Annotated in this window: 20 protein-coding genes and 1 riboswitch; of the genes, 9 read left to right on the top strand and 11 right to left on the bottom strand. The window is 66.4% G+C overall.

The window, feature by feature from the left end; translation table 11 throughout:
• Nucleotides 1-28: 28 nt before the first annotated feature.
• Nucleotides 29-976, bottom strand: coding sequence for a nucleoside hydrolase (locus ACSLGO_RS11200; RefSeq protein ID WP_436401127.1), 948 nt, complete (start codon nucleotides 974-976; stop codon nucleotides 29-31).
• Nucleotides 977-1346: 370 nt separating this feature from the next.
• Nucleotides 1347-1414: riboswitch (guanidine-III (ykkC-III) riboswitch) on the top strand.
• 10 nt (nucleotides 1415-1424) lie between these two features.
• On the opposite strand from ACSLGO_RS11200, the gene ACSLGO_RS11195 reads away from it, so the two are divergent.
• Nucleotides 1425-1739 carry a DMT family transporter gene (locus ACSLGO_RS11195; protein ID WP_436401126.1) on the top strand — a complete coding sequence of 105 codons (315 nt, stop codon included), beginning with the start codon at nucleotides 1425-1427 and terminating at the stop codon, nucleotides 1737-1739.
• A gap of 2 nt (nucleotides 1740-1741) precedes the next feature.
• The gene (locus tag ACSLGO_RS11190; protein WP_152273954.1) at nucleotides 1742-2092 is read left to right on the top strand and encodes a DMT family transporter; all 351 of its coding nucleotides are present in this window, start codon (nucleotides 1742-1744) and stop codon (nucleotides 2090-2092) included.
• Between the two features lie 30 nt (nucleotides 2093-2122).
• Here ACSLGO_RS11190 and ACSLGO_RS11185 read toward each other — a convergent pair whose 3' ends face one another.
• Complete coding sequence (locus tag ACSLGO_RS11185; protein ID WP_436401125.1) at nucleotides 2123-3649, bottom strand: acetyl-CoA hydrolase/transferase family protein; 1527 nt, start codon at nucleotides 3647-3649, stop codon at nucleotides 2123-2125.
• A 228-nt stretch (nucleotides 3650-3877) separates the two neighbouring features.
• On the opposite strand from ACSLGO_RS11185, the gene ACSLGO_RS11180 reads away from it, so the two are divergent.
• Nucleotides 3878-4909 carry a M14 family zinc carboxypeptidase gene (locus tag ACSLGO_RS11180; RefSeq protein ID WP_436401124.1) on the top strand — a complete coding sequence of 344 codons (1032 nt, stop codon included), beginning with the start codon at nucleotides 3878-3880 and terminating at the stop codon, nucleotides 4907-4909.
• 213 nt (nucleotides 4910-5122) lie between these two features.
• Nucleotides 5123-6613 carry an amino acid permease gene (locus ACSLGO_RS11175; protein WP_436401123.1) on the top strand — a complete coding sequence of 497 codons (1491 nt, stop codon included), beginning with the start codon at nucleotides 5123-5125 and terminating at the stop codon, nucleotides 6611-6613.
• Here the strand turns inward: ACSLGO_RS11175 and ACSLGO_RS11170 are convergent.
• From ACSLGO_RS11170 to ACSLGO_RS11160, 3 genes are read right to left on the bottom strand one after another with little or no spacing between them, the layout of a single operon-like run.
• Nucleotides 6610-8133 carry a sensor histidine kinase gene (locus tag ACSLGO_RS11170; RefSeq protein ID WP_436401122.1) on the bottom strand — a complete coding sequence of 508 codons (1524 nt, stop codon included), beginning with the start codon at nucleotides 8131-8133 and terminating at the stop codon, nucleotides 6610-6612. The two genes, ACSLGO_RS11175 and ACSLGO_RS11170, sit on opposite strands and share 4 nt — an antisense overlap.
• A gap of 7 nt (nucleotides 8134-8140) precedes the next feature.
• Complete coding sequence (locus ACSLGO_RS11165; RefSeq protein ID WP_436401121.1) at nucleotides 8141-8884, bottom strand: response regulator transcription factor; 744 nt, start codon at nucleotides 8882-8884, stop codon at nucleotides 8141-8143.
• A 47-nt stretch (nucleotides 8885-8931) separates the two neighbouring features.
• Nucleotides 8932-10230 carry an MFS transporter gene (locus ACSLGO_RS11160; RefSeq protein WP_436401120.1) on the bottom strand — a complete coding sequence of 433 codons (1299 nt, stop codon included), beginning with the start codon at nucleotides 10228-10230 and terminating at the stop codon, nucleotides 8932-8934.
• A 126-nt stretch (nucleotides 10231-10356) separates the two neighbouring features.
• Here ACSLGO_RS11160 and ACSLGO_RS11155 point away from each other — a divergent pair, with 126 nt between their 5' ends.
• From ACSLGO_RS11155 to ACSLGO_RS11145, 3 genes are all read left to right on the top strand, one after another.
• Nucleotides 10357-10827, top strand: coding sequence for a hypothetical protein (locus ACSLGO_RS11155; protein WP_436401119.1), 471 nt, complete (start codon nucleotides 10357-10359; stop codon nucleotides 10825-10827).
• A gap of 60 nt (nucleotides 10828-10887) precedes the next feature.
• Complete coding sequence (locus ACSLGO_RS11150) at nucleotides 10888-11205, top strand: hypothetical protein (RefSeq protein ID WP_141653620.1); 318 nt, start codon at nucleotides 10888-10890, stop codon at nucleotides 11203-11205.
• 74 nt (nucleotides 11206-11279) lie between these two features.
• Nucleotides 11280-11654, top strand: coding sequence for a DUF1622 domain-containing protein (locus tag ACSLGO_RS11145; protein ID WP_263129036.1), 375 nt, complete (start codon nucleotides 11280-11282; stop codon nucleotides 11652-11654).
• Here the strand turns inward: ACSLGO_RS11145 and ACSLGO_RS11140 are convergent.
• Nucleotides 11649-12143 (bottom strand): hypothetical protein, encoded by a 495-nt coding sequence (locus ACSLGO_RS11140; protein WP_436401118.1) that lies wholly within the window; start codon nucleotides 12141-12143, stop codon nucleotides 11649-11651. The two genes, ACSLGO_RS11145 and ACSLGO_RS11140, sit on opposite strands and share 6 nt — an antisense overlap.
• A 202-nt stretch (nucleotides 12144-12345) precedes the next feature.
• Here ACSLGO_RS11140 and ACSLGO_RS11135 point away from each other — a divergent pair, with 202 nt between their 5' ends.
• Both ACSLGO_RS11135 and ACSLGO_RS11130 read left to right on the top strand, forming a co-directional pair.
• On the top strand, nucleotides 12346-12591 hold the full coding sequence (locus tag ACSLGO_RS11135) for a PLDc N-terminal domain-containing protein (protein WP_091601241.1): 246 nt from the start codon (nucleotides 12346-12348) through the stop codon (nucleotides 12589-12591).
• Nucleotides 12592-12695: 104 nt separating this feature from the next.
• Entirely contained in the window at nucleotides 12696-13958 is a 1263-nt protein-coding gene (locus tag ACSLGO_RS11130) for an Nramp family divalent metal transporter (protein ID WP_436401117.1), read from the top strand.
• 17 nt (nucleotides 13959-13975) lie between these two features.
• Here the strand turns inward: ACSLGO_RS11130 and ACSLGO_RS11125 are convergent, their stop codons facing one another.
• The 5 genes from ACSLGO_RS11125 to ACSLGO_RS11105 all read right to left on the bottom strand — a co-directional run bounded on the left by ACSLGO_RS11125 (nucleotide 13976) and on the right by ACSLGO_RS11105 (nucleotide 19224).
• On the bottom strand, nucleotides 13976-14206 hold the full coding sequence (locus ACSLGO_RS11125) for a hypothetical protein (protein WP_436401116.1): 231 nt from the start codon (nucleotides 14204-14206) through the stop codon (nucleotides 13976-13978).
• A complete protein-coding gene (locus ACSLGO_RS11120; RefSeq protein WP_091601235.1) occupies nucleotides 14203-14793 on the bottom strand; it encodes a winged helix-turn-helix domain-containing protein in 591 nt (196 codons plus the stop codon). Before ACSLGO_RS11120 ends, ACSLGO_RS11125 begins: the two co-directional genes overlap by 4 nt.
• Before the next feature lie 99 nt (nucleotides 14794-14892).
• Nucleotides 14893-15774 (bottom strand): ABC transporter permease, encoded by an 882-nt coding sequence (locus tag ACSLGO_RS11115; RefSeq protein WP_091601233.1) that lies wholly within the window; start codon nucleotides 15772-15774, stop codon nucleotides 14893-14895.
• On the bottom strand, nucleotides 15771-16718 hold the full coding sequence (locus ACSLGO_RS11110) for an ABC transporter ATP-binding protein (RefSeq protein ID WP_377955142.1): 948 nt from the start codon (nucleotides 16716-16718) through the stop codon (nucleotides 15771-15773). Before ACSLGO_RS11110 ends, ACSLGO_RS11115 begins: the two co-directional genes overlap by 4 nt.
• A gap of 142 nt (nucleotides 16719-16860) precedes the next feature.
• Nucleotides 16861-19224, bottom strand: a complete 2364-nt coding sequence (locus ACSLGO_RS11105) for a transglycosylase domain-containing protein (RefSeq protein WP_277664890.1) — start codon at nucleotides 19222-19224, stop codon at nucleotides 16861-16863.
• Between the last annotated feature and the right edge of the window lie 178 nt (nucleotides 19225-19402).

The following is a 19402-nucleotide window of genomic DNA, read 5'->3' as shown; positions in this document are numbered from 1 at the left end:
ACATTGACGCGTCGCTGGGCGGTGGCGCTCACAGGTCCACCTCGCCGATGCGCTCGAGGGCGTCTACCACCAGGCCCCAGAACTTGTCCTGGTCCAGTTCCATGGCGACGGAAGTGTTGCAGTCAGCCGGCGCCGGGGCTCGGAAGTCCGCTACGGTCATGCCGAGGGTGAGGGTTCCGGTCAGCTCGACGTCCAGCGGCACGCGCCGGGTCGTCATCACCGAGGGGTCGATCACGTAGGCAACGGCACAGGGATCGTGCACCGGCGGGAAGTCGAAGCCCTGGGCGTCCTTGTACGTGTGGCCGAAGAATTCGAGCAGTTCACCGACGAACTTGGCCGGCTTGGTGCCGACGGCGGCGATGCGCTCGGCGACCTCGTCCGTGGCCAGCGCCTGGTGGGTCAGGTCAAGGCCCACCATGGTCAGCGGCCACTTCTCATTGAAGACGATGTGGGCTGCTTCGGGGTCGATGATGATGTTGAACTCAGCCACGGCGGACCAGTTGCCCACGTGGTAGCCGCCGCCCATCAGCACGACTTCCTTGACCCGCTCGGCCAGCCGCGGTTCCTTGCGCACGGCCATGGCGATGTTGGTCAGCCCACCGGTGGGAACCAGGGTGACGGTGCCCGGCTCGTGGGACATGACCGTGTCGATGATCAGGTCCACGGCGTGGCGGGAATCGAGTTCGACGGTCGGTTCGGGCAGCTCGGGGCCGTCCATGCCGGACTCTCCGTGGATGTCCGGAGCGTTTTCGATGGTGCGCACCAGGGGCCGGTCGCAGCCCGCGGCGAACGGAACACCTGTGATATTTGCGACACGCGCAATCGCGAGCGCGTTGCGGGTTACCTTCTCAAGTGTCTGGTTTCCGACGACGGTGGTCACCGCCAGGAGCTCGATCTCCGGGCTGCCGTGTGCCAGCAGCAGGGCGACCGCATCATCGTGGCCGGGATCGCAGTCCAGGATGATTTTGTGGGGCATTGCTTCTCCGCTTCGTTGAGGTTCCAAACGCCGGGGACCGTAGTCCCGGCGTCGCAGTGCCCCGCTCTGGCACTCCGGGGCGCGCGCAGCTGTGCGGACGCAACGGATGTGCAGGAGTGTCTTGGCTGCTGCCGGGCCGGCTCTCGGGGAGGGGGTCCGGTCAGTGCCTAAGGCCCGTGCTGGGCGGGCACAGGGTTAACGATATCGGCGAAGCTGGTCCGGATGCGCCGCCGCCCGAAACCGGATGGGCGCTGGCGCCGAGACGATTTGGTGCACCGCTCGGGGGTGCTTATCCTTTGCCGGGCTCCCCTCTCCGGGGCAATGGTGACCCGGCACGCGGCACGGAATTCCAGGATTTGCTACCTTGGTGGCAGGGCCGTGAATACTCCGGCCCCCGGACGACGGTTCAGTACCCGGCACGCGACAAGACTGGCCAAAGGAGCTAGCCATGTCATGGGTTGTCCTCATCGCCTCCGGGATGCTCGAAGCCGTATGGGCTACAGCACTGGGGAAGTCGAACAACTTCAAGAAACCCGTTCCCACCCTGATCTTCGCCGTCGCGCTTGCCGCCAGCATGGCCGGCCTCGCCTGGGCAATGCTCGGCATCCCCGTGGGCACCGCATACGCCGTGTGGGTGGGGATCGGCGCCGTGCTGACAGCCGGGTACGCCATGCTGTTCGGCGGCGAGAGGGCCACCATCATCAAGGTGGTGCTGCTGATGGGAATCGTCGGCTGCGTTGTTGGCCTGAAGTTGGTGGCATAGCCATGGCCTGGATCATTCTCCTGCTGAGCGCCGTCCTTGAAGCCGTCTGGGCCACCGCGCTGGAAGCTTCCAACGGCTTCACCGTCCTGGTGCCGTCGATCGTCTTCGCCGTGGCGGCTGCACTGTCAATGGCCGGCCTCGGCTACGCCATGAAGCACATCGCCATTAGTACCGCCTATGCGGTGTGGACCGGACTGGGAGCCGTCCTCACGGTGGCCTGGGCCATGTTCACCGGTACCGAGGAACCCGGCGTGCTGAAGGTGCTGTTCCTGGCCGGGATTGTCGGCTGCGTGATTGGCCTGAAGTTCGTGGACAAGCCGGCTCCCGTGCCCGCCGACCGCTCAGGATCCTGATCCGGCGGCCGGCAGCGCGCGGGGCGAGAGTTAGCTGCGCACAGTCTCCGGCAGGCTGGTACCGGTCTCGACGAACCGCTGGTGGAAGGCCAGGGACTCATCGAGCAGGTGCGGGGTGTGCTTGCCCACCGAATCCCGGCTGGCACGGTCGAAATAATCCTGCAGCAGGGGCTGGAAGTCCGGGTGCGCGCACTTGTCGATGATGGTCCGGGCCCGCTGCTTCGGGGACAGGCCGCGGAGGTCCGCCAGGCCACGCTCGGTGATGATGAGCATGGTGTCGTGTTCGGTGTGGTCCACGTGGGACGCCATCGGCACAATCCCGGAAATCTTTCCGCCTTTGGCCGTGCTCGGGGACATAAACGCGGACAGGAACCCGTTGCGGGCAAAGTCCCCCGACCCGCCGATGCCGTTCATCATGGCGGTTCCACCCACGTGGGTGGAGTTCACGTTGCCGTAGATGTCCGCCTCGATCATGCCGTTCATGGCGATGCAGCCCAGCCGGCGGATCAGCTCGGGGTGGTTTGAGATCTCCTGGGTCCGCAGGATGATCCGCTTGCGGTAGAACTCGATGTTGGAGTTGAACTCCTCGATCCCCGCCGGGCTCAGCGAGAAGGAGGTTGCCGACGCCACCCGGATCACACCGTCCCGGATCAGCTCCAGCATCCCGTCCTGGATCACCTCGGTGTATGCGGTGAGTCCGGTGTACCCGGCGCCGGCGAGACCGGCCAGCACCGCGTTGGCGATGTTGCCGACGCCGGACTGCAGCGGCAGCAGCTTGTCCGTCAGGCGTCCCGCCTGGATTTCAGACTCGAAAAAGTCCAGCAGGTGCCCGGCAATCTGCTGCGAGGTTTCATCCGGTGCGGCGAAGGGCGTCATCCGGTCCGGGGCATCGGTTTCGACGACGGCAACCACCTTTTCCGGGTCCAGGCGCAGGTAGGGCTCACCGATGCGGTCGTCCGGGTTGACCAGCGGAATCGGCTTGCGGTGCGGGGGCAGGGCGGTTCCGTAGTAAACGTCATGCATGCCGTCCATCGCGGCGGGCTGCTGCGTGTTGACCTCAAGGATGATCTTGTCTGCCTGCTCGATCCAGGTCTTGTTGTTGCCCACCGAGGAGGACGGGATCAGGCTGCCGTCCTCGTTGATGCCCACCACTTCGATGACGGCCAGGTCAATGTGGCCGTAGAACCCGAACCAGGCGTACTGCGCCACGTGCCCCAGGTGGATGTCGATGTACTCGAGTTCGCCGTCGTTGATCCGCTTCCGCAGCGTGGGATCCGACTGGTACGGCAGGCGCAGCTCCATGCCGCGGGCCTTGGCCAGCAGGCCGTCGAGCTCCGGGGCGGTGGAGGCGCCGGTGAGCACCTTGATCTGGAAGTCCTCGCCCCGGGTGTGGGCTTCTTCGATCTGCGAGGCGAGCGCCTGGGGCACGGCTTTGGGGTAGCCGGCGCCCGTGAAGCCGCTCATCGCTACCGTCATTCCCGGCTTGATCATCGCTGCTGCCTGCTCCGCAGACATGACGAGTTCGGAGAGTCCGGGATGGGAAATACGGTCGCGCATAACTGGCCTTTCAAAGAACGAATCAAACAACCCTATCCGCAGCTGAGCGCCAGCTCACATTCGGCACCGCTTCCGAACCTGCGTCCCATGACTCAAAATGTGCTCTGACGTGGCCTTATATAGGACACTCCGCGAAAAGAGAAGACTGCGCGCCCTTCGATTGACACATCCATCCGGCCCGGTTTCACTGCTTGGACCGCACCCCGCGCTACCTGAGGAGAGACCCCCATGAGGATCCCGAAAACAGCTGCAGCACTCTCGATTGCTGCCCTGCTCGCAGCCGGCACGGCAGTTCCCGCCGCCGCCGTCGGTGAAGGGCCGAACTACAACGGCAACGAGACCATCAACACCTCGATCCTTCGCACCTATGACGAGGTGGTGGCGGAGCTGAAGAAGCAGGACGCCAAGCAGCCGGCAATGGAGCTGGAAGTGATTGGGCAGTCCGTGAAGGGCCGCGACCTGTACCTCGCGAAGTACATCAGCAACCCGGACAACCCCACTATCCTGTACCTGACGCAGCAGCACGGCAATGAACAGCTCACCACCGAGGGCGCCCTGGAGTTCGTGAAGCACCTCGGCACCGGCAAGACCAAGGGCGTGCTCGACGGCGTCAACATCCTGATTGTGCCGATGCTCAACCCGGACGGAGCGATGGGCGACGTCGACTTCCCGCTGGACGGCTACATCGCCACCGGCCGCACGCTCACACGCGCCAATGCCACCGGCACGGACCTGAACCGGGACCATGTGGCAAAGATCCAGCCGGAGACGCAGGCCCTGCACAACAACGTGATGCGCGCCTACGACATCGACTACATGATCGACCTGCACCACCAGGGCACGCAGAGCGAGCGCGACGGCAAGCTCGTCTCCGGATCGATCCTTTACCCGACGACGCCGAACGCCTCCCCCGAGGTGGTTCAAGGTTCGAAGCAGCTCGGTGCCGTGGTGTTCAACGCGATCGATTCCACCGGCTGGGGCCACCTGGGCCGATACGTGGGCGGTTCCGCGGAGACCATCAGCCGCAACGGCATTGCGGTTGAGTACGGCATCTCCACCCTGCTGTTCGAAATGCGCGGCATGTCGGACAACACCAACCCCTCCGCCGTACTGGGCCAGAAGAGCAACGGCTACCTGATCAAGCAAACCGTCACCACCCTCGATGCCGCGGCCCGGGCCATCTCCGACGGCTCGATCGGGACCACCGACACGTCCATCTGGGACAGGCTGGCGGAACAGACCACCCGTCCCGGCGAATAACTCCCCCAACCCGCGAAGGCGCAGTTCCCGCACGGGCTGCGCCTTCGCCGGTTAGAGGCGCCTGGCCGAGCCGGGCAGGGGGCACTTGGCCGAGCCGAGCAGGGGGCGCTTGGCCGAGCCGGGCGGAGAAAAAGCCGCATGGGGTTCCGGCCGGGGCGAACGGGGCAGATACTTCCATGCAGCACCACCGTCCATGATGTCCAAGGAGCCAATATGTCCGCGGCAAACAGGGAAACCTCCGTCTTCCGGCGCAAGCCCATTGAGCTGACTGAAGACGAGGCATCCGGTTCCAAACTCTTCAAGGGCCTGGGCCTGTGGCAGCTGACGGCCATCGGCGTGGGCGGCATCATCGGCATCGGCATCTTTACCCTGGCGGGGCTGGTGGCCAACGGAGGGCCCGACGCCGAGGGCGTGGGTCCGGCGGTCCTGATCTCCTTCCTGATCGCCGGGCTGGCGAGCGCCGCGGCGGCGCTGTCCTACGCCGAGTTCGCCGGGATGGTGCCGCGCGCCGGGTCCGCCTACACCTACGGCTATGTGGCCCTCGGGGAGATCATCGGCTGGTTCATCGGCTGGGACCTGCTGCTTGAATACACGGCGATCGTCGCCGTCGTCGCCATTGGCATTTCCGGGTATTTCACCGAGTTCATGGCCGGGATCGGCCTGGATGTGCCGGTGTGGATGCAGGGCACCGGCGACGTCGTGGAAGGCGGCGCGGTCAACTTGCCGGCCCTGGTGGTCTGCCTGTTCATCACGTTCATCCTGAGCCGGGGAACCAAGACATTCGGCCGCTTTGAACTGGTGGCGGTGGGACTGAAGGTCCTGCTGATCCTGTTCATCATTAGCCTGGGCATCTTCTTCATCAACACGTCCAACTACACGCCGTTCCTGCCCAACGGGTTTGGCGCAGTGTTCACGGGCGCCGCCACGGTGTTCTTCGCGGTGTTCGGTTACGACGCCATGTCCACCGCCGCCGAAGAGGCCAAGGACGGCAAGAAGCACATGCCCAAGGCCATCCTGCTGTCCCTCGGCATCGCCATGGTGCTGTACATCCTGGCCACCCTGGTGCTCACCGGCATGCAGAACTACACCGAGATCAGCCCCACGGCGGGATTCGCGTCAGCGTTCCAGAACGTTGGCCTGCCGGTGATCGCCACCGTGATCTCCGCGTTCGCCGTCCTGTCCATCCTGACCGTGATGCTGACCTTCCTGCTCGGCGTCACCCGGGTCTGGTTCTCGATGAGCCGGGACGGGCTGCTGCCCCGGTGGTTCTCCGCCACGGACAACAACGGAACCCCGCAGCGCGTGACCTGGATTGCCGGCGGGGTCTCCGCCCTGCTGGCCGGGTTCTTCCCGATCCGCGCCGTGGCGGACCTGACCAACATCGGCATCCTGGCAGCGTTCGTGGTGGTCTGCATCGCCGTGATTGTGCTGCGCCGGACCCAGCCGGACGCTCCACGGGAGTTCAGGCTCCCGCTGATGCCCTGGATCCCGGCTTTCGGCGTGCTGGCCTCGGCGTTCCTCATTTCCCAGCTGCACTGGGAAACCTGGCTGCGGTTCGCCGTCTGGCTGCTGATCGGAATGGCCGTGTACTGGTTCTACAGCCGGAAACACTCGCTGCTGAATCCGGACAGCCCGCGGCACACGGACTCCGGCGGAACCGGGCCGGCTCCCTCCGCCACGCCGGAACCGGGCAGCACGGGTTAGGCCTTCCGGGCGGGTGCCGGTGCGGTTCCGCCCGCCGGCAGCCGGACCGTAAAGACCGTCCGTCCGGGACGGCTGTCCACCCCCATGGTGCCGTTGTGGGCCTTGACGATGGCCGCCACAATCGCCAGTCCCAGGCCGGTGGACCCGGACAGGCCGCTGCGTGCGGTGTCCGCCCGGGCGAAGCGGGAGAAGATGCGGTCCTGGAAGTCTGGGGGAATGCCGGGTCCGTCATCCGCCACGGTCAGGACAGTCCCGCCGTCGGGCTCTCCGGCCAAGGCCAGATGCACGGTGGTCCCGGGTCCGGTGTGCTTTCCGGCGTTGCTGAGCAGGTTGATCATGACCTGACGCAGCTGGCCGGAGTCCCCCTGCACCAGCACCGGTTCCTCCGGCAGTGCCAGCACCCAATGGTGGTCCGGTGAGGCAACCTGCGCGTCGGACAGCGATTCAACGGCCAACTGGGACAGGTCCACTTCAACGGGTTCCGCGGTACGCCCTTCATCCAGGCGGGCGAGGAGCAGGAGGTCTTCCACGAGGCCGCTCATGCGCAGCGACTCCGCCTCCACCCGGCCCAGAAACTGCTGGGCCTGGGGGCTCAGGTCCTCGGTCAGCCGGACCATTTCGGTATAGCCGCGGATCGAGGTGAGCGGGGTGCGCAGTTCGTGGCTGGCATCCGCCACGAATCGCCGGACCTGCATCTCACTGCGCTGCCGCTCCCCCAGTGCGTTGGCCACGTTGTCCAGCATCCGGTTGAAGGCCAGGCCCACGCTCCCCACTTCGGTGCCCGGATGGGCCAGGGATTCGGGCACCCGCTCCGGAAGCTCGACGTCGCCGGCCGCCAGCGGCATGGTGGCCACCTGGGTGGCGATCTCGGAGACTTCCTCGAGCGGTTCGAGCGAACGCCGGATGATCAGGTAACCGAGCACTCCGGTGAGGGCCATGCCCGCGGCGGACACACCGGCAATGGTCAGCCCCAGGGACAGCAGCGTGCTGTTCGTTTCGGCCAGGGGGAGGCCGGACACAACGACGCCGCCGTTCGTTCCGGGCTGCGGCTGGGCAACCAGGCGGTACTCACCGAGGGAGAGCATACGGGTGACGGGCTGTCCGTCTGCCGGCAAAGATGCGAGCTCCCGGGCATCCTCCCCGGACAGGGCTGCGCGGGTTCCGTCCGGCTGCACCACGCCGGCGCTGGCCACCGTGCCGTCCGTGACGCGTGCACCCAGCATCCCGATCCTGCCCTGGCCGGGAGCGTCCAGCGGGTCCGGTGCCATGCCGGGAAGGTACTGCGGGGCGCCGGGCGGCGGCTGGAAGCTGACGGCCCGGTCAGAGGCGTCCAGCAGCTCAGTGTCCAGCTGCCGAACCAGGAAAACGTTCATGACGGCGTGGCTGAAGAACCCAATGGTGAGGCACGTCAGCAGTAGCAGGCCCAGGGTTGCCGCCAGCAGTTTGCTGCGCAGCCGCCAGCCGCCCAGCCGCCGGACGAGCCCGCTGCGCAGCTGCCGCAAGCGCCCCGCGGCGCTCATGCGGCGCTCATGTGGCCGGCTTGAGCGCGTAGCCCGCACCGCGGACGGTGTGGATCATGGGAGCGCGTCCGGCGTCGATTTTCTTGCGCAGGTAGGAGATGTAGAGCTCCACAATGTTGGCCTGTCCGCCGAAGTCATAGTCCCAGACCCGGTCCAGGATCTGGGATTTGCTGACCACGCGGCGCGGGTTCTCCATCAGGAAGCGCAGGAGGTCGAACTGCGTGGCGGTGAGCTGGATTTCGTCGCCCCCGCGGGTGACTTCACGGGTGTCCAGGTTCAGCACCAGGTCCCCGACCACCAGCTCGGCGCTGTCCGCGGAGGCAGCACCGGAACGCTGCACCAGGCGGTGCAGGCGCAGCAGCACCTCCTGCATGCTGAACGGCTTGGTCACGTAGTCGTCCCCGCCGGCCGCCAGACCCGTGAGCCTGTCTTCCACTGAGTCCTTGGCGGTGAGGAACAGTGCCGGCACGTCCGGATCGAAGCTGCGGATCTTGGTGAGGACTTCCACGCCGTCGAACTCCGGCAGCATGACATCCAGCACCAGGACGTCCGGGCGGAACTCGCGGGCACGCGAGACGGCGGAGCGGCCGTCGCCTGCCACCGCCACCTCCCAGCCGGCCATCCGCAGGCCCATGCTGACCAGGTCCGCCAGGTTCGGTTCGTCGTCCACCACCAGTGCGCGGATGGGAGTGCCGTCCGGATGCGTGAGCCGGGGCAGGTCCGCAACAAAATTCTTCGATGCTTCGGTCAACGTGTGCCTTCCCTGGATGCTGCCCTGAATCTGTGCCCGAAGGGCTGCTACTCCGGCAGCCGGGGGTTTCCGGTCCCGGCCGCTTCCCTTCCGGTTCCATTCTCCCCTTCCGGGCTTTCGCCGTCCTGATCCGCTGCTGTGCGGGGGCTGTGAGAACCGGATCCGGCCGCCCACCGGCCGAGCCGGCGATAGGCCAGCCCCACCAGCACGCACACCAGGTAGGACGCACCGATGAAGATCCAGCCGTCCAGGAAGTCCCCGGAGTATTCCAGGAGCAGGCCCATTGCCAGCGGGCCGGTGGCGAACCCGGCGTACATGCCCAGGGATACGGCGCCCGACGCCGCTCCCACACGTTCCTTGGGTACCTCTCGCAGGACGCCGGCCATCACCACGACGTTCACGCCGAGGACGGACGCGCCGTGGAAGACCACACCGGCCCAGAGCAGCGCCGGGTTGCCGGTTTCGCCGGCGGCCAGCAGGAGCGCCGCACCGCAGATGGCCCCGGCGGCCAGGATGAGCAGCAGGGTTGAGGCACGGACGCCTTCGGCCATGCGCCGGCCCCACAGCACCCGGGAGGCCACCCCCACCACTCCGGCGGCCGCGGCCGTGGCTCCGGCAAGCAGCAGAGAGAAGCCCAGTTCCCGCTGCGCAAACAGCGGCAGGTAGACGTTGGTGGCCTGCATGCCGGCACCCGAGAAGAGCGCGAATGCGGCCAGCAGCCATACCGCCGCGGGGAACCGGCGTTCGGCGGACGGACGTTCCCGCTCCGTTCCCAACGTTCCACGGGGTTCTGCCGGCAGCCGCTGCCAGGCGTAGGCCAGCAGCAGGCCCAGCACCAGTGCTGCTCCGACGGCGGCTCCGCGCCAGCCAGCGAACAGGGCGGCGGCGGGGAAGAACAGGCTGGAAAACAGCTGGCTGGCCTGCACGCCGGACTGCTTGATGCCCATCCACCCCGGCCGTTTTCCCGGCTGGACCGCGTGGATGATGATCCGGTTGGTGGTGGGGTTGGAGATGGCCTGCGCAGGCCCGGAGAGCAGGACGGCGGCGAGCAGCCACAGGTAGTTCCCTGACAGGGCCATCAGCACCAGGGCCAGGGCCGTGCCGCCGAAGATGATCAGCATTTGGGAGCGGGAGCTGATGCGGTCACTCAGCCGGCCCAGGGACATCGATGACAGTGCGGCGCTGGCGAAACAGGTAGCCGCGAGCAGGCCGAACTGGGATTCACTGATGCCCAGGTCCGTGATGATCAGTGTGCTCGTGGCGGAGATGCCGTAGTTCATGACCGGCCCGGCTCCCATGGCGCAGACGAGCACGAACAGCAAACCGGGGCCGGGGTTGGAGCGCAAAATCTTCCTCTCGTGGAACGACACAAACCATTGTTGCCTGTGTATGCCAGAGTTACGGACAAAAAGGGACTAATATCAGCGGTAGGGTCCGCCGGTCTTGGGCTCTTGTAGCTGGGGGAGAACGAAATGGGCAGTGAGTCTCAGGCAAGCGCGCCTTCGGCACGCCGTCACTCCGTTATGCTTTTCCGCCGCGCCCGCACCGTCATGGGCGCCCTCATCATCTTCTGGCTGTGGATGCTCCTGGGCAGCGCCGGTTTTGTGGCCTCGCTGTTTGACCGGCCCTTCTACGCCATGCTGGCACTCTATGCGCTGGGCACCCTCACCCTGATTTCCCTGCTGATTGCACCCGTTGCCCTGGCCTACCTGCTGATGAACCGGCCGGGCAAAGTGGCCGCGCAGCAGGCTCCCGCCGCGGCATCGCAGCCGCAGCGTTCCGAGACCGCCCGTCCGGTACGGGTCCAGCAGCCAGTCCCGCCGCAGCGTTCGGTGCGCGCCGACCTGGCTCCGGTCATCCGCATGATTCCGCGGAAGGTCAAGGACAGCAGCACCTCGCTGGGCAACCGTGCCGCCGCGAAATGGCGGGACCTGGCCTCCTAGCCTGCCCGGCCCCGGCCGTTGTGCGGGCCCAATGTCAGTGCCGTCGGCAACAGTTGGCACATGACCGTTACCGCGCACTCCGTCCCGCTCCGCTCTTCCTCCCCGGCCCGACCCCGGGTTTCACACGCCCCGTACCGGCAGGAACCGTACGTGCGGTGCCGCTTCGAGGCTCTGGCAGCGGACGGCAAAGCAGTAGCGTGGACGCGCACCGAGGTGCTGGTGCACTGGATCGACGACGACGGACAGGCCCACAACCGCTGGGTGCCGGCAGCCGCCGTCGTGCGTATTGCGCGGGACGACTCCGCCTGGCGGGATCCGTATGACGACTTCGACTTCTACTATCCGTCCCTGCACGCCTCCGGGGCCCCGGCGCGTTGACACCGCACCGGCGGCCGGGGCTCAGTTGAGGATGACGGATGTTTCCTTCGAGGCAGGCGGGAGCGGTCAGCGGAATGGACTTCCACTACTTCATTGAGACGGCCGGGTCCGTGGTGGACCTGGCCGGAGTCGCCGCGATAGTGGCCGGCGCCGCCGTCGCTTCCGTGCTGGCCGCCCGGGGACTGCTGCAGCGCCGCGAAAAGGTCTATGAGGTGTACCGGCAGCAGCTGGGCAGGGCCATCCTGCTGGGCCTGGAACTGCTGGTGGCCGCGGACATCATCCGGACTGTCGCGGTCACCCCCACGTTCGAGTCGCTCGGGGTGCTGGCGGTCATTGTGCTGATCCGGACGTTCCTGAGCTATTCGCTGCAGCTGGAGGTAACCGGCCGGCTGCCGTGGCAGCGGGCACCCGGCCCGGCGGAGCCTGCAGGACCAAAGCAGGCGCTATAGGCGTGCCGCCTGCTGCCGTCCAGCCGGTTCGGGCCGGGCCCGGAGCGCGGTGACCAGCACCGCCACGGTGACCATCAGGGTGGCGATGCCAAAGGGGTTGGCCAGGGCCGCCGAATATCCCAGCACCTCCGGCCCGGCCAGGGCGGAGAAGACCGATCCTGCCTGGGGCGTACCGAAATCCGGCACGAAGAATCCAAACGCGCCGGCCAGCACGTAGTTGGCGAGCAGCAGCAGCGAGGTCTTCAGGGGCGCACCAAATGGTCGGCGTGCCGCGGCCGCTGCAGTGATCTTTACGGCAGCGGCAAGCATCAGCACGGCCAGCACCGGCCCGGCCGTCAGCGCGAAAATCGAAACCAGGTGCCCCTCGACGCCAAAAAGCATCCGTCCCGCGGTGATCCACAGCGGTACCAGCAGCGCCATGGGAAGGCTCGCACAGGCCAGGACTGCGGTGAAGATTCGGGGCACGACGGAGGACGGACGGTCAGGCATGCTTCAACCTTAATCTGCGCCGTCCCCCTCCCCTGAACCGAAGGAATGAGGACGCCCCTCCAAATGTCATCTTCAGGGATGATGCCCCAGCAGCCTGCCGCGCCATAATCTGGGTTCAGCACTGGCCGAAAAGCTTCGCCGGCACGCAGTGACCCCCGCGCTTCCACCTTCCTACTGGCCTGCCTGAAAGTGCCCCAAGACCATGTCCGTTGATTTCCTCATGTGGATACCCGCCGCGGTGCTCCTGGCACTGCTCGTCCTGACGTTGACAGCCGGTGCCCTGTTCAGTCTTTTCCGGACCGGGGAAACCACGGGCGGCAAACGGGTGTTCTGGTTCGCCGTGGTGCTCCTGCTGCCCGTCGTGGGAGCGCTGGCCTGGCTTGCCGTGCTCCAGCACAGCACCCGGACTGCTGCCGCCGGAGGCTCCGGAACGGAGCCCCTGGCCTAGCCTCCTACGCATCGCCCGAGATCCCGGCCACCGGTTGCGGCGTTGTTGAGCACGCCTGCTGAAAACTGTTAGGCAGTCCGAACTCCCGGTGTTACCTTGGCCTTATGCAGGCTGCTCCCACAGACCCCGCGCCCCGGACCTCCCTGTCCAGGGCGGGAACGCGCCTGCCCTGGCTCCTCGGCCCCGCGCTCGTTGCCGGGGTTGCCTACCTGGACCCCGGCAACGTGGCAAGCAACATGACCGCCGGAGCCCGTTTCGGTTACCTGCTGGTTTGGGTGGTAGTTGCCGGAAACGTGATGGCCTGGCTGGTCCAGTATCTTTCCGCGAAGCTGGGACTGGCCACCGGACGCAGCCTGCCCGAACTGCTCGGCGCCCGGGTACGGTCCACCCCCGGACGGAGGCTGTACTGGCTGCAGGCGGAGCTGGTGGCCATGGCCACCGACGTCGCCGAGGTGATTGGCGGCGCCGTCGCACTCTGGCTGCTCTTTGACCTTCCGCTGCTGCTGGGCGGCGCGATTACGGGCGGCGTATCCATGGCGGTGCTGGCCGTGCAGGGCAGCGGACGGCACCGCAGCTTCGAATACGTGATCGTGTCAATGATGGCGATCATCGCCGTCGGCTTCACGGCCGGAGTCTTTGTGGCACCCCCGGATCCCGGCGCCGTGGCGGAGGGCCTGGTACCGCGGTTCGACGGCCCGGATTCGGTCCTGCTCGCGGCGTCCATCCTCGGGGCGACCGTCATGCCGCATGCGATCTACGCACACTCCGCGCTGACCCGTGACCGCTTTCCCGAGCGCTCCGCGGGACTGACCACCTCCACGCTGATCCGCGCCACGCGCTGGGACGTGACCATTGCCCTCGCCGTGGCCGGCACCGTCAACCTCGCCATCCTGCTGCTGGCCGCCACGTCCCTGCAGGGCGTGGACGGGACGGACACCCTGGAAGGCGCCCATGCCGCTATTGGCGGTGCCCTGGGCAGCGGCGTCGCGCTCCTGTTCGCGCTGGGCCTGCTGGCCTCCGGCCTGGCATCAACGTCGGTGGGCGCCTACGCGGGTGCCGAAATCATGCAGGGGCTGCTCAAGGTGCGCATTCCCATACTGCTGCGGCGGCTGATCACGCTGCTGCCGGCGCTGGCCATCCTGGCTGCCGGGGTGGACCCCACCTGGGCGCTGGTGCTGAGCCAGGTGGTGCTGTCCTTCGGGATCCCGTTCGCCCTGGTGCCGCTGCTGTGGCTGACCACGCGGGCGGACCTGATGGGCGAACACCGCAACCGGTGGTGGACCACCGCGGTGGGCGTTCTGGTAGCCGGACTGCTCATCACCCTGAACGTGGTGCTGCTGTACCTGACGTTTACGGGCGCCGGGTAGCCCGCACCGGTTGCCGGCTAGGGCCAGAGGGCGGAGTGGGCGCGGGCTTCAAGGTCCCGCCGCTCATCCGCGTGTGCGGCAAGCAGCCCGACGTCCGGCCGCGGCCGCCGGGCGGTACGTTCGCCGAGACTGATCAGGAGCTCCCCGGTGGTGACGAAGAGGCGGCCGACGCCGGTGGGACGGACGGTTGAATGGGTGGCTGGACGCGTGTGCGGAGGCAGGGACGCGTAGGTCATGACAGCATTCATGGCTGGTCTCCGGGTTCGATAAGCGGGAAGTAGTTCAGGTACAGCTCCACTGGCCGGGTGCCGCCGGCGCTGTCGCGGCCGCGGTACGGGGCAAGCAGTTGCTCCAGGTGCTCCGAGGCCTGGCGGGAGACCGCCTGCGCCTCTTCCAGCGTCAGGTGCAGCGTGGCCCCCATGAGGATGGAGGTATCCGCCCAGCCGTCCGGGAGCGCGTCACTGTGGTCGATAAAGCTGTTCACCGCACGGGATTGTCCACCCGTCACGGTCTTCGCGAGCATTCGGGTGGCGTCCCGGGTGGCCGGAGAAGCGGCCATGGTGGTCTGGATTGCCTCGGGAACCCGCTCCCACCAGCGTTCCCGTGCAGTCCCCCGCCCCTCCACCTCGCGGACGAAGCCATGCTTCGCCAGCTGGCGCAGGTGGTAGCTGGTGGAACCGCTGGATTCGCCCAGGCGGTCCGCCACTCCGCAGGCAGTCTGCGCGCCGTAGCGGGTGAGGCTCTCCAACAGGGCAATGCGGATGGGGTGCGCCAAGGCCTTGAGGCGGGTCATGTCCAGGACCGTGGCGTCGTACGGGGCTGACTGCTCTTCCATGCCTAGGAGCCTACGCTTGCAAAGAAGTCTTTGCAAGCATTTCTTTGCAACTACTTCTTTGCAATCGCAACCGTACCCAGGGGACGGTGAAGAAGAGCGTTAGGCGCGGACCCGGCCGCGGATCCGGATGGCCGCCACGAGGGTGAACACCACGGTCATCGCCACGAGCACGAAGATGACGTAGCCGGTACCCACGTGCCAGTCCCCCACCTGAGCCGTGATGCCGAAGACTCCCTGCAGTTCCTCGATCGCTGCAGGCTGGTCGCCGGTCATGGCGGGCAGTGTTTCGGCGGTCATTTCCTGCCGGACCAGCATGGAGGACTGCAGGAAGGGCAGGGCGCTCACGAACTGGCGCACCCCCTCGGGGAAGTTGCCAACCGGAATGTAGGACCCGGCAATGAAACCCAGGACGGTGCCCACAATCGTGGACAGCGCCGAGTAGGCGCCGGCGGTCCGGATGAAGGACACCGCGAACGCACTCAGCGCGGAGAACGCGAAGCAGGCCAGCGCCAGGTAGCCGCAGATCTTCAGCAGGGGCACAAAGGCGATGGTCACACCGCTGACCACGAACAGGTAGGCCAGGCTCACCAGCAGCACCAGCGCGGTCATGACCATGGAGATCAGGACGGCGGAGAGCAGGTAGCCCAGGATCAGCTTCTCCCGCCGGATCGGTGAAACCAGGAAGTCCTGGAAGCGGCCTGATCCGGAGTCCTCGACGAACACCACCATGGCACCCAGCGCCGTCGTAATGGTGGTGATGCCCAGGATGCCGGCGAACATCCAGCTGTCCACGAAGCCGCGGATCTGGTCCTCGGTGGCCTGCGGAAAGGATTCGGCGAGCCCTTCGGTCTGCAGGTTGCCCAGGAACAGGGTGTACAGCAGGAACACCACCAGGGCGGACACGAGCGAGAAGAAGACGCCCAGCCGGTCGCGGAAGAAGAGCCTCAGGTTGCGGGTGGTGATGTCCAGGACCACGTTCACTTGCCAGCTCCTTCGGCTGCCGGGGCAGGGGTCTCGTGGCCGGTGAGGGCCAGGAAAACGTCATCCATGGTGCCGTGGCGGAATTCGAAGTCCTGCACGGCGGCACCGTGCCGGGCCAGGATCTGCCGGGCCGTTTCGGCGGTCTCCACGCCAATGCGTACGACGGCGCCTTCCGCACTTTCTATGGTCCCGCCCAGTTCCCCGGCGGCCGCCATGAGGCCTGCCCGGTCCGCCGTCGTAATGCTGAGGATGCTGGAGCTGTAGGCTGCGCGCAGTTCCGAGGGGGTGCCGTCGGCGATGATCCGGCCGCTGTCCAGAATGCAGACCCTGTCCGCTTCCTCGGTTTCCTCCATGTAGTGCGTGGTGAGGAAGACCGTCAGCCCGTGGCGGTCGCGGAGGTCGTGGATGGTGGACCAGACAATCGCGCGGCTGGCCGGATCAAGTCCGGCGGTTGGCTCGTCCAGGAAGATGATGGGAGGGGCGTGCAGCAGGGCCCTGGCTATGTCCACGCGGCGGCGCTGTCCGCCGGAGTATGTTCCGTAGCGGCGGTCGATGAAGCTGCCCAGCCCAATCAGGTCTGACAGCTCACTGATGCGTGCTTCGTTGGCGGCGCGGTCCGCGGAGTAGAAGCGCGCCCGCACGCGCAGGTTTTCCCGGCCGGTCAGCAGCGGATCGAGGACGGATTCCTGGAAGACGACGCCGATGCGGGACCGGACGCCCTCCCCGCCGGAGCGGACATCGAACCCGCCTACTTCGGCTGATCCGGAGTCGAACGGGATGGAGGTGGTGAGACAGCTGATGGTGGTGGATTTCCCGGCGCCGTTGGTGCCGAGGAACGCGAAGACGCTTCCGGCTTCGACGTCGAATGACAGGTTATCCACTGCGGTCTTTGCGCCGTACCTCTTGGTCAGGCCCCGAACCGATATGGCCGGCAGGTTTTTCATCACTTCATCCTCCAGGAGAGCTCTCCGGCTGATCCCGCCGGCGGCGGGAGCGCAGAAGGCCCCGAGCGGAAACACTATCCGACTCGGGGCCTTGCGCACTGACCTGTGGTTTTTATGGCATTTTGCGGCGAATTCCTCCCGCTTAGCTGCCCGTCTCAGAGGGGCTCGGTTTTGGCACCACGGCGGCCGGAGTTGACGGGGCCGGCTCGGGTTCGGGCTCGGGATCCTCGCTCGGAACAACCGGAGCGGGCGCCGGAGCAGGTGCCGTCGTCGGGCGCGGGACCGGAGTGGCCGACGGCTTGGGGGCCGGCTTCTCCTCCTCTTCCTCGGGCTCTTCGGACTCCGTTGGACTCGGGCTGGGAGTGGGGTTCGCCAGGAGGTTGCCCGGCGGGTTGGCGAAGGCCTCACCCGGGTACAGGCTGCCTGCCTGCTGCATGAACCTGGCCCAGGACGGAGCGGCGATAAGCGAACCGTCGACTTCGGGGTAGATGCGGCCGCCGATTTCCAGATCGGACAGGGACCCTGTTCCGGCCTTCCAGTTGCCGATCCAGCTGGCGGTAGCCATGCCCGAGTTGTAGCCGATGAACCAGGTCTGTGACCGCGAGTCATTCGTTCCGGTCTTGCCGGCCATGGGCTGGCCGCCGTAATTCAGCAGCGATCCTGAGCCGGACTTCATGACCTCCTGAGTCGCATAGTTCACGCCGCGGGCGGTCTCCTTGGAGATCACCTGTTCGCAGTCGGGTTCCGGCACGTTGTAGGTCTTGCCGTTGGCTGCGGTGACTTCCAGCAGGGCACGGGGCTCGCAGACGTTGCCCTCGGCCGCGAAGCCGGCGAAGGCCTGGGCCATGGCCATCGGCGAGACGTCTTCCACGCCGCCAATCAGGGCTGACGGGTTGACGGAGAGGGATTCTTCCTCGCCGGAAGCGCTCTTGCCGTTGTGGATGCCCATGGACTCGGCAATCTCCATGATCCGGCACAGATCCAGCTGCTTGGCAGAGGAGAAGGTGATGGTGTTCAGCGACTGGGCGAGCCCGCGCAGGACGGTGGCGTCTCCGTAGTTGGTGTCGCCGTAGTTCTGCGGGGTCCAGCCGTTGGCATCGCCTTCAACGTAGGCGCCGCCGTCGAGGCAGCTCGCTGTCCAGCGGTCACCCTGCGGATAGGTCTTCTTGCGCCCGTCCAGCTGGGTGCCCAGGGACTTGCCCGCGTCCACCCAGGCCGCCACGGTGAACGGCTTGAAGGTTGAACCGGGCTGGAACCCGCCCACACCGTCCAGCGGCTTGTCCGGGTCTCCGTCCTGGAACTGGTCAACGTTGAAGTTCAGCACTGAATCCCCGGGGTTATCCCCCGGCGTGTATCGGGTGTTCTGCGCCATGGACAGGACGTTGCCTGTGCCCGGCTGCAGGCTGATCATTGAATGCCCAACCTCGGCAGCGGTGGTGTCCGGGTTTGCAGTTTCGTTGACTGCATCCTGGGCGGCCTGCTGAACGGCGGGATCCAGGGTGGTCTTGATGGTCAGGCCGGAACGGTAGAGCACAGACCGGCGCTCAGCCTCAGTCTCACCGAACTCCTCGCTGTTCAGGATCAGGCGCTCCACGTAGGAGCAGAAGTAGGGTGCCTGCTCGGCAGCCACGCAGCCCTGCTTGGTGGGCGTGATGGTGAGGTCCAGGCCCGAGGCCGCAGCGGCGTCGTACTGCGCCTGGTCAATCTTGCCGTTTTCAAGCATCTCGCCGAGCACCAGGTTGCGGCGTTCCAGCGCCCGCTCGGGGAAGGCCTGCGGATCGTAGTAGCCGGGGCCGTTGACCAGGCCGGCCAGCAGGGCGGATTCCTGGATGTTCAGGTCCTTGGCGTCCTTGTTGAAGAAGTATTTGGACGCCGCCTGGACACCGTAGGTGTTGCCGGTGAAGGGAACAATGTTGAAGTAGCCCTCAAGGATCTCGTCCTTGCTCATCTCATTTTCAACGGCGATGGCGAGCCGGATTTCCCGAACCTTGTCCGAAATTCCCTTGCTGCCGCTGTAGGTGGCTTCTTCGCCGCGTTCATTGGCTGAGTTGATGAGCACGTTGGTCACGAACTGCTGGGTGATGGTGGAGGCGCCGCGGTTGGTTCCGCTGGAGACGTTGGAGGCAATGGCACCGAAGATGCCCTGGACATCCACGCCGCCGTGGTCGTAATAGCGGGAGTCCTCAACGGAAAGCAGTGCATCCACCATGTGCGGGGAGATTTGGTCGAAGGTGACCGGCTGGCGGTTCTCCTCGTAGAGGGTGGCAATCAGTGAGTCGTCGGACGCGACGATGCGGGTTGGCGTGGCCAGCGTGGCACGCTCCAGGTCCGCGGGCAGTCCGTCGAAGAAGGTGATAGAGGCCGACGCCGCTGATCCGGCTCCGGCGGCCATGGGAACGAACAGCCCTGCAGTAAGTACTCCGCAGAGCACACTGACCCCAATAAAGGAGAGCAGGCGTCCGAATGTGGTTGCCGTGGTGAACACGGGAGATTTACGCGCAGCCATGATATGGGAGCATAACGCAGGAACATGGGATTTCTGGTTCTGTTGAGGAGCCGATACGGGGCGGCACCGTTGCATCCGGGCGGCAGATGGGGATAATCCGCGGCGTCCGGACGTGGCAGGACTCACGCCGCGGGGAACTCCGGGCAGGCACCCAACTAATCTGTGCAACCCCATCCCG

The sequence above is a fragment of the Arthrobacter sp. IK3 genome, from assembly GCF_051337705.1.
Lineage (GTDB): Bacteria > Actinomycetota > Actinomycetes > Actinomycetales > Micrococcaceae > Arthrobacter_B > Arthrobacter_B koreensis.
The sequence above is the reverse complement of the archived record's forward strand: the minus strand, read 5'-3'. Positions and strand labels throughout refer to the sequence as shown.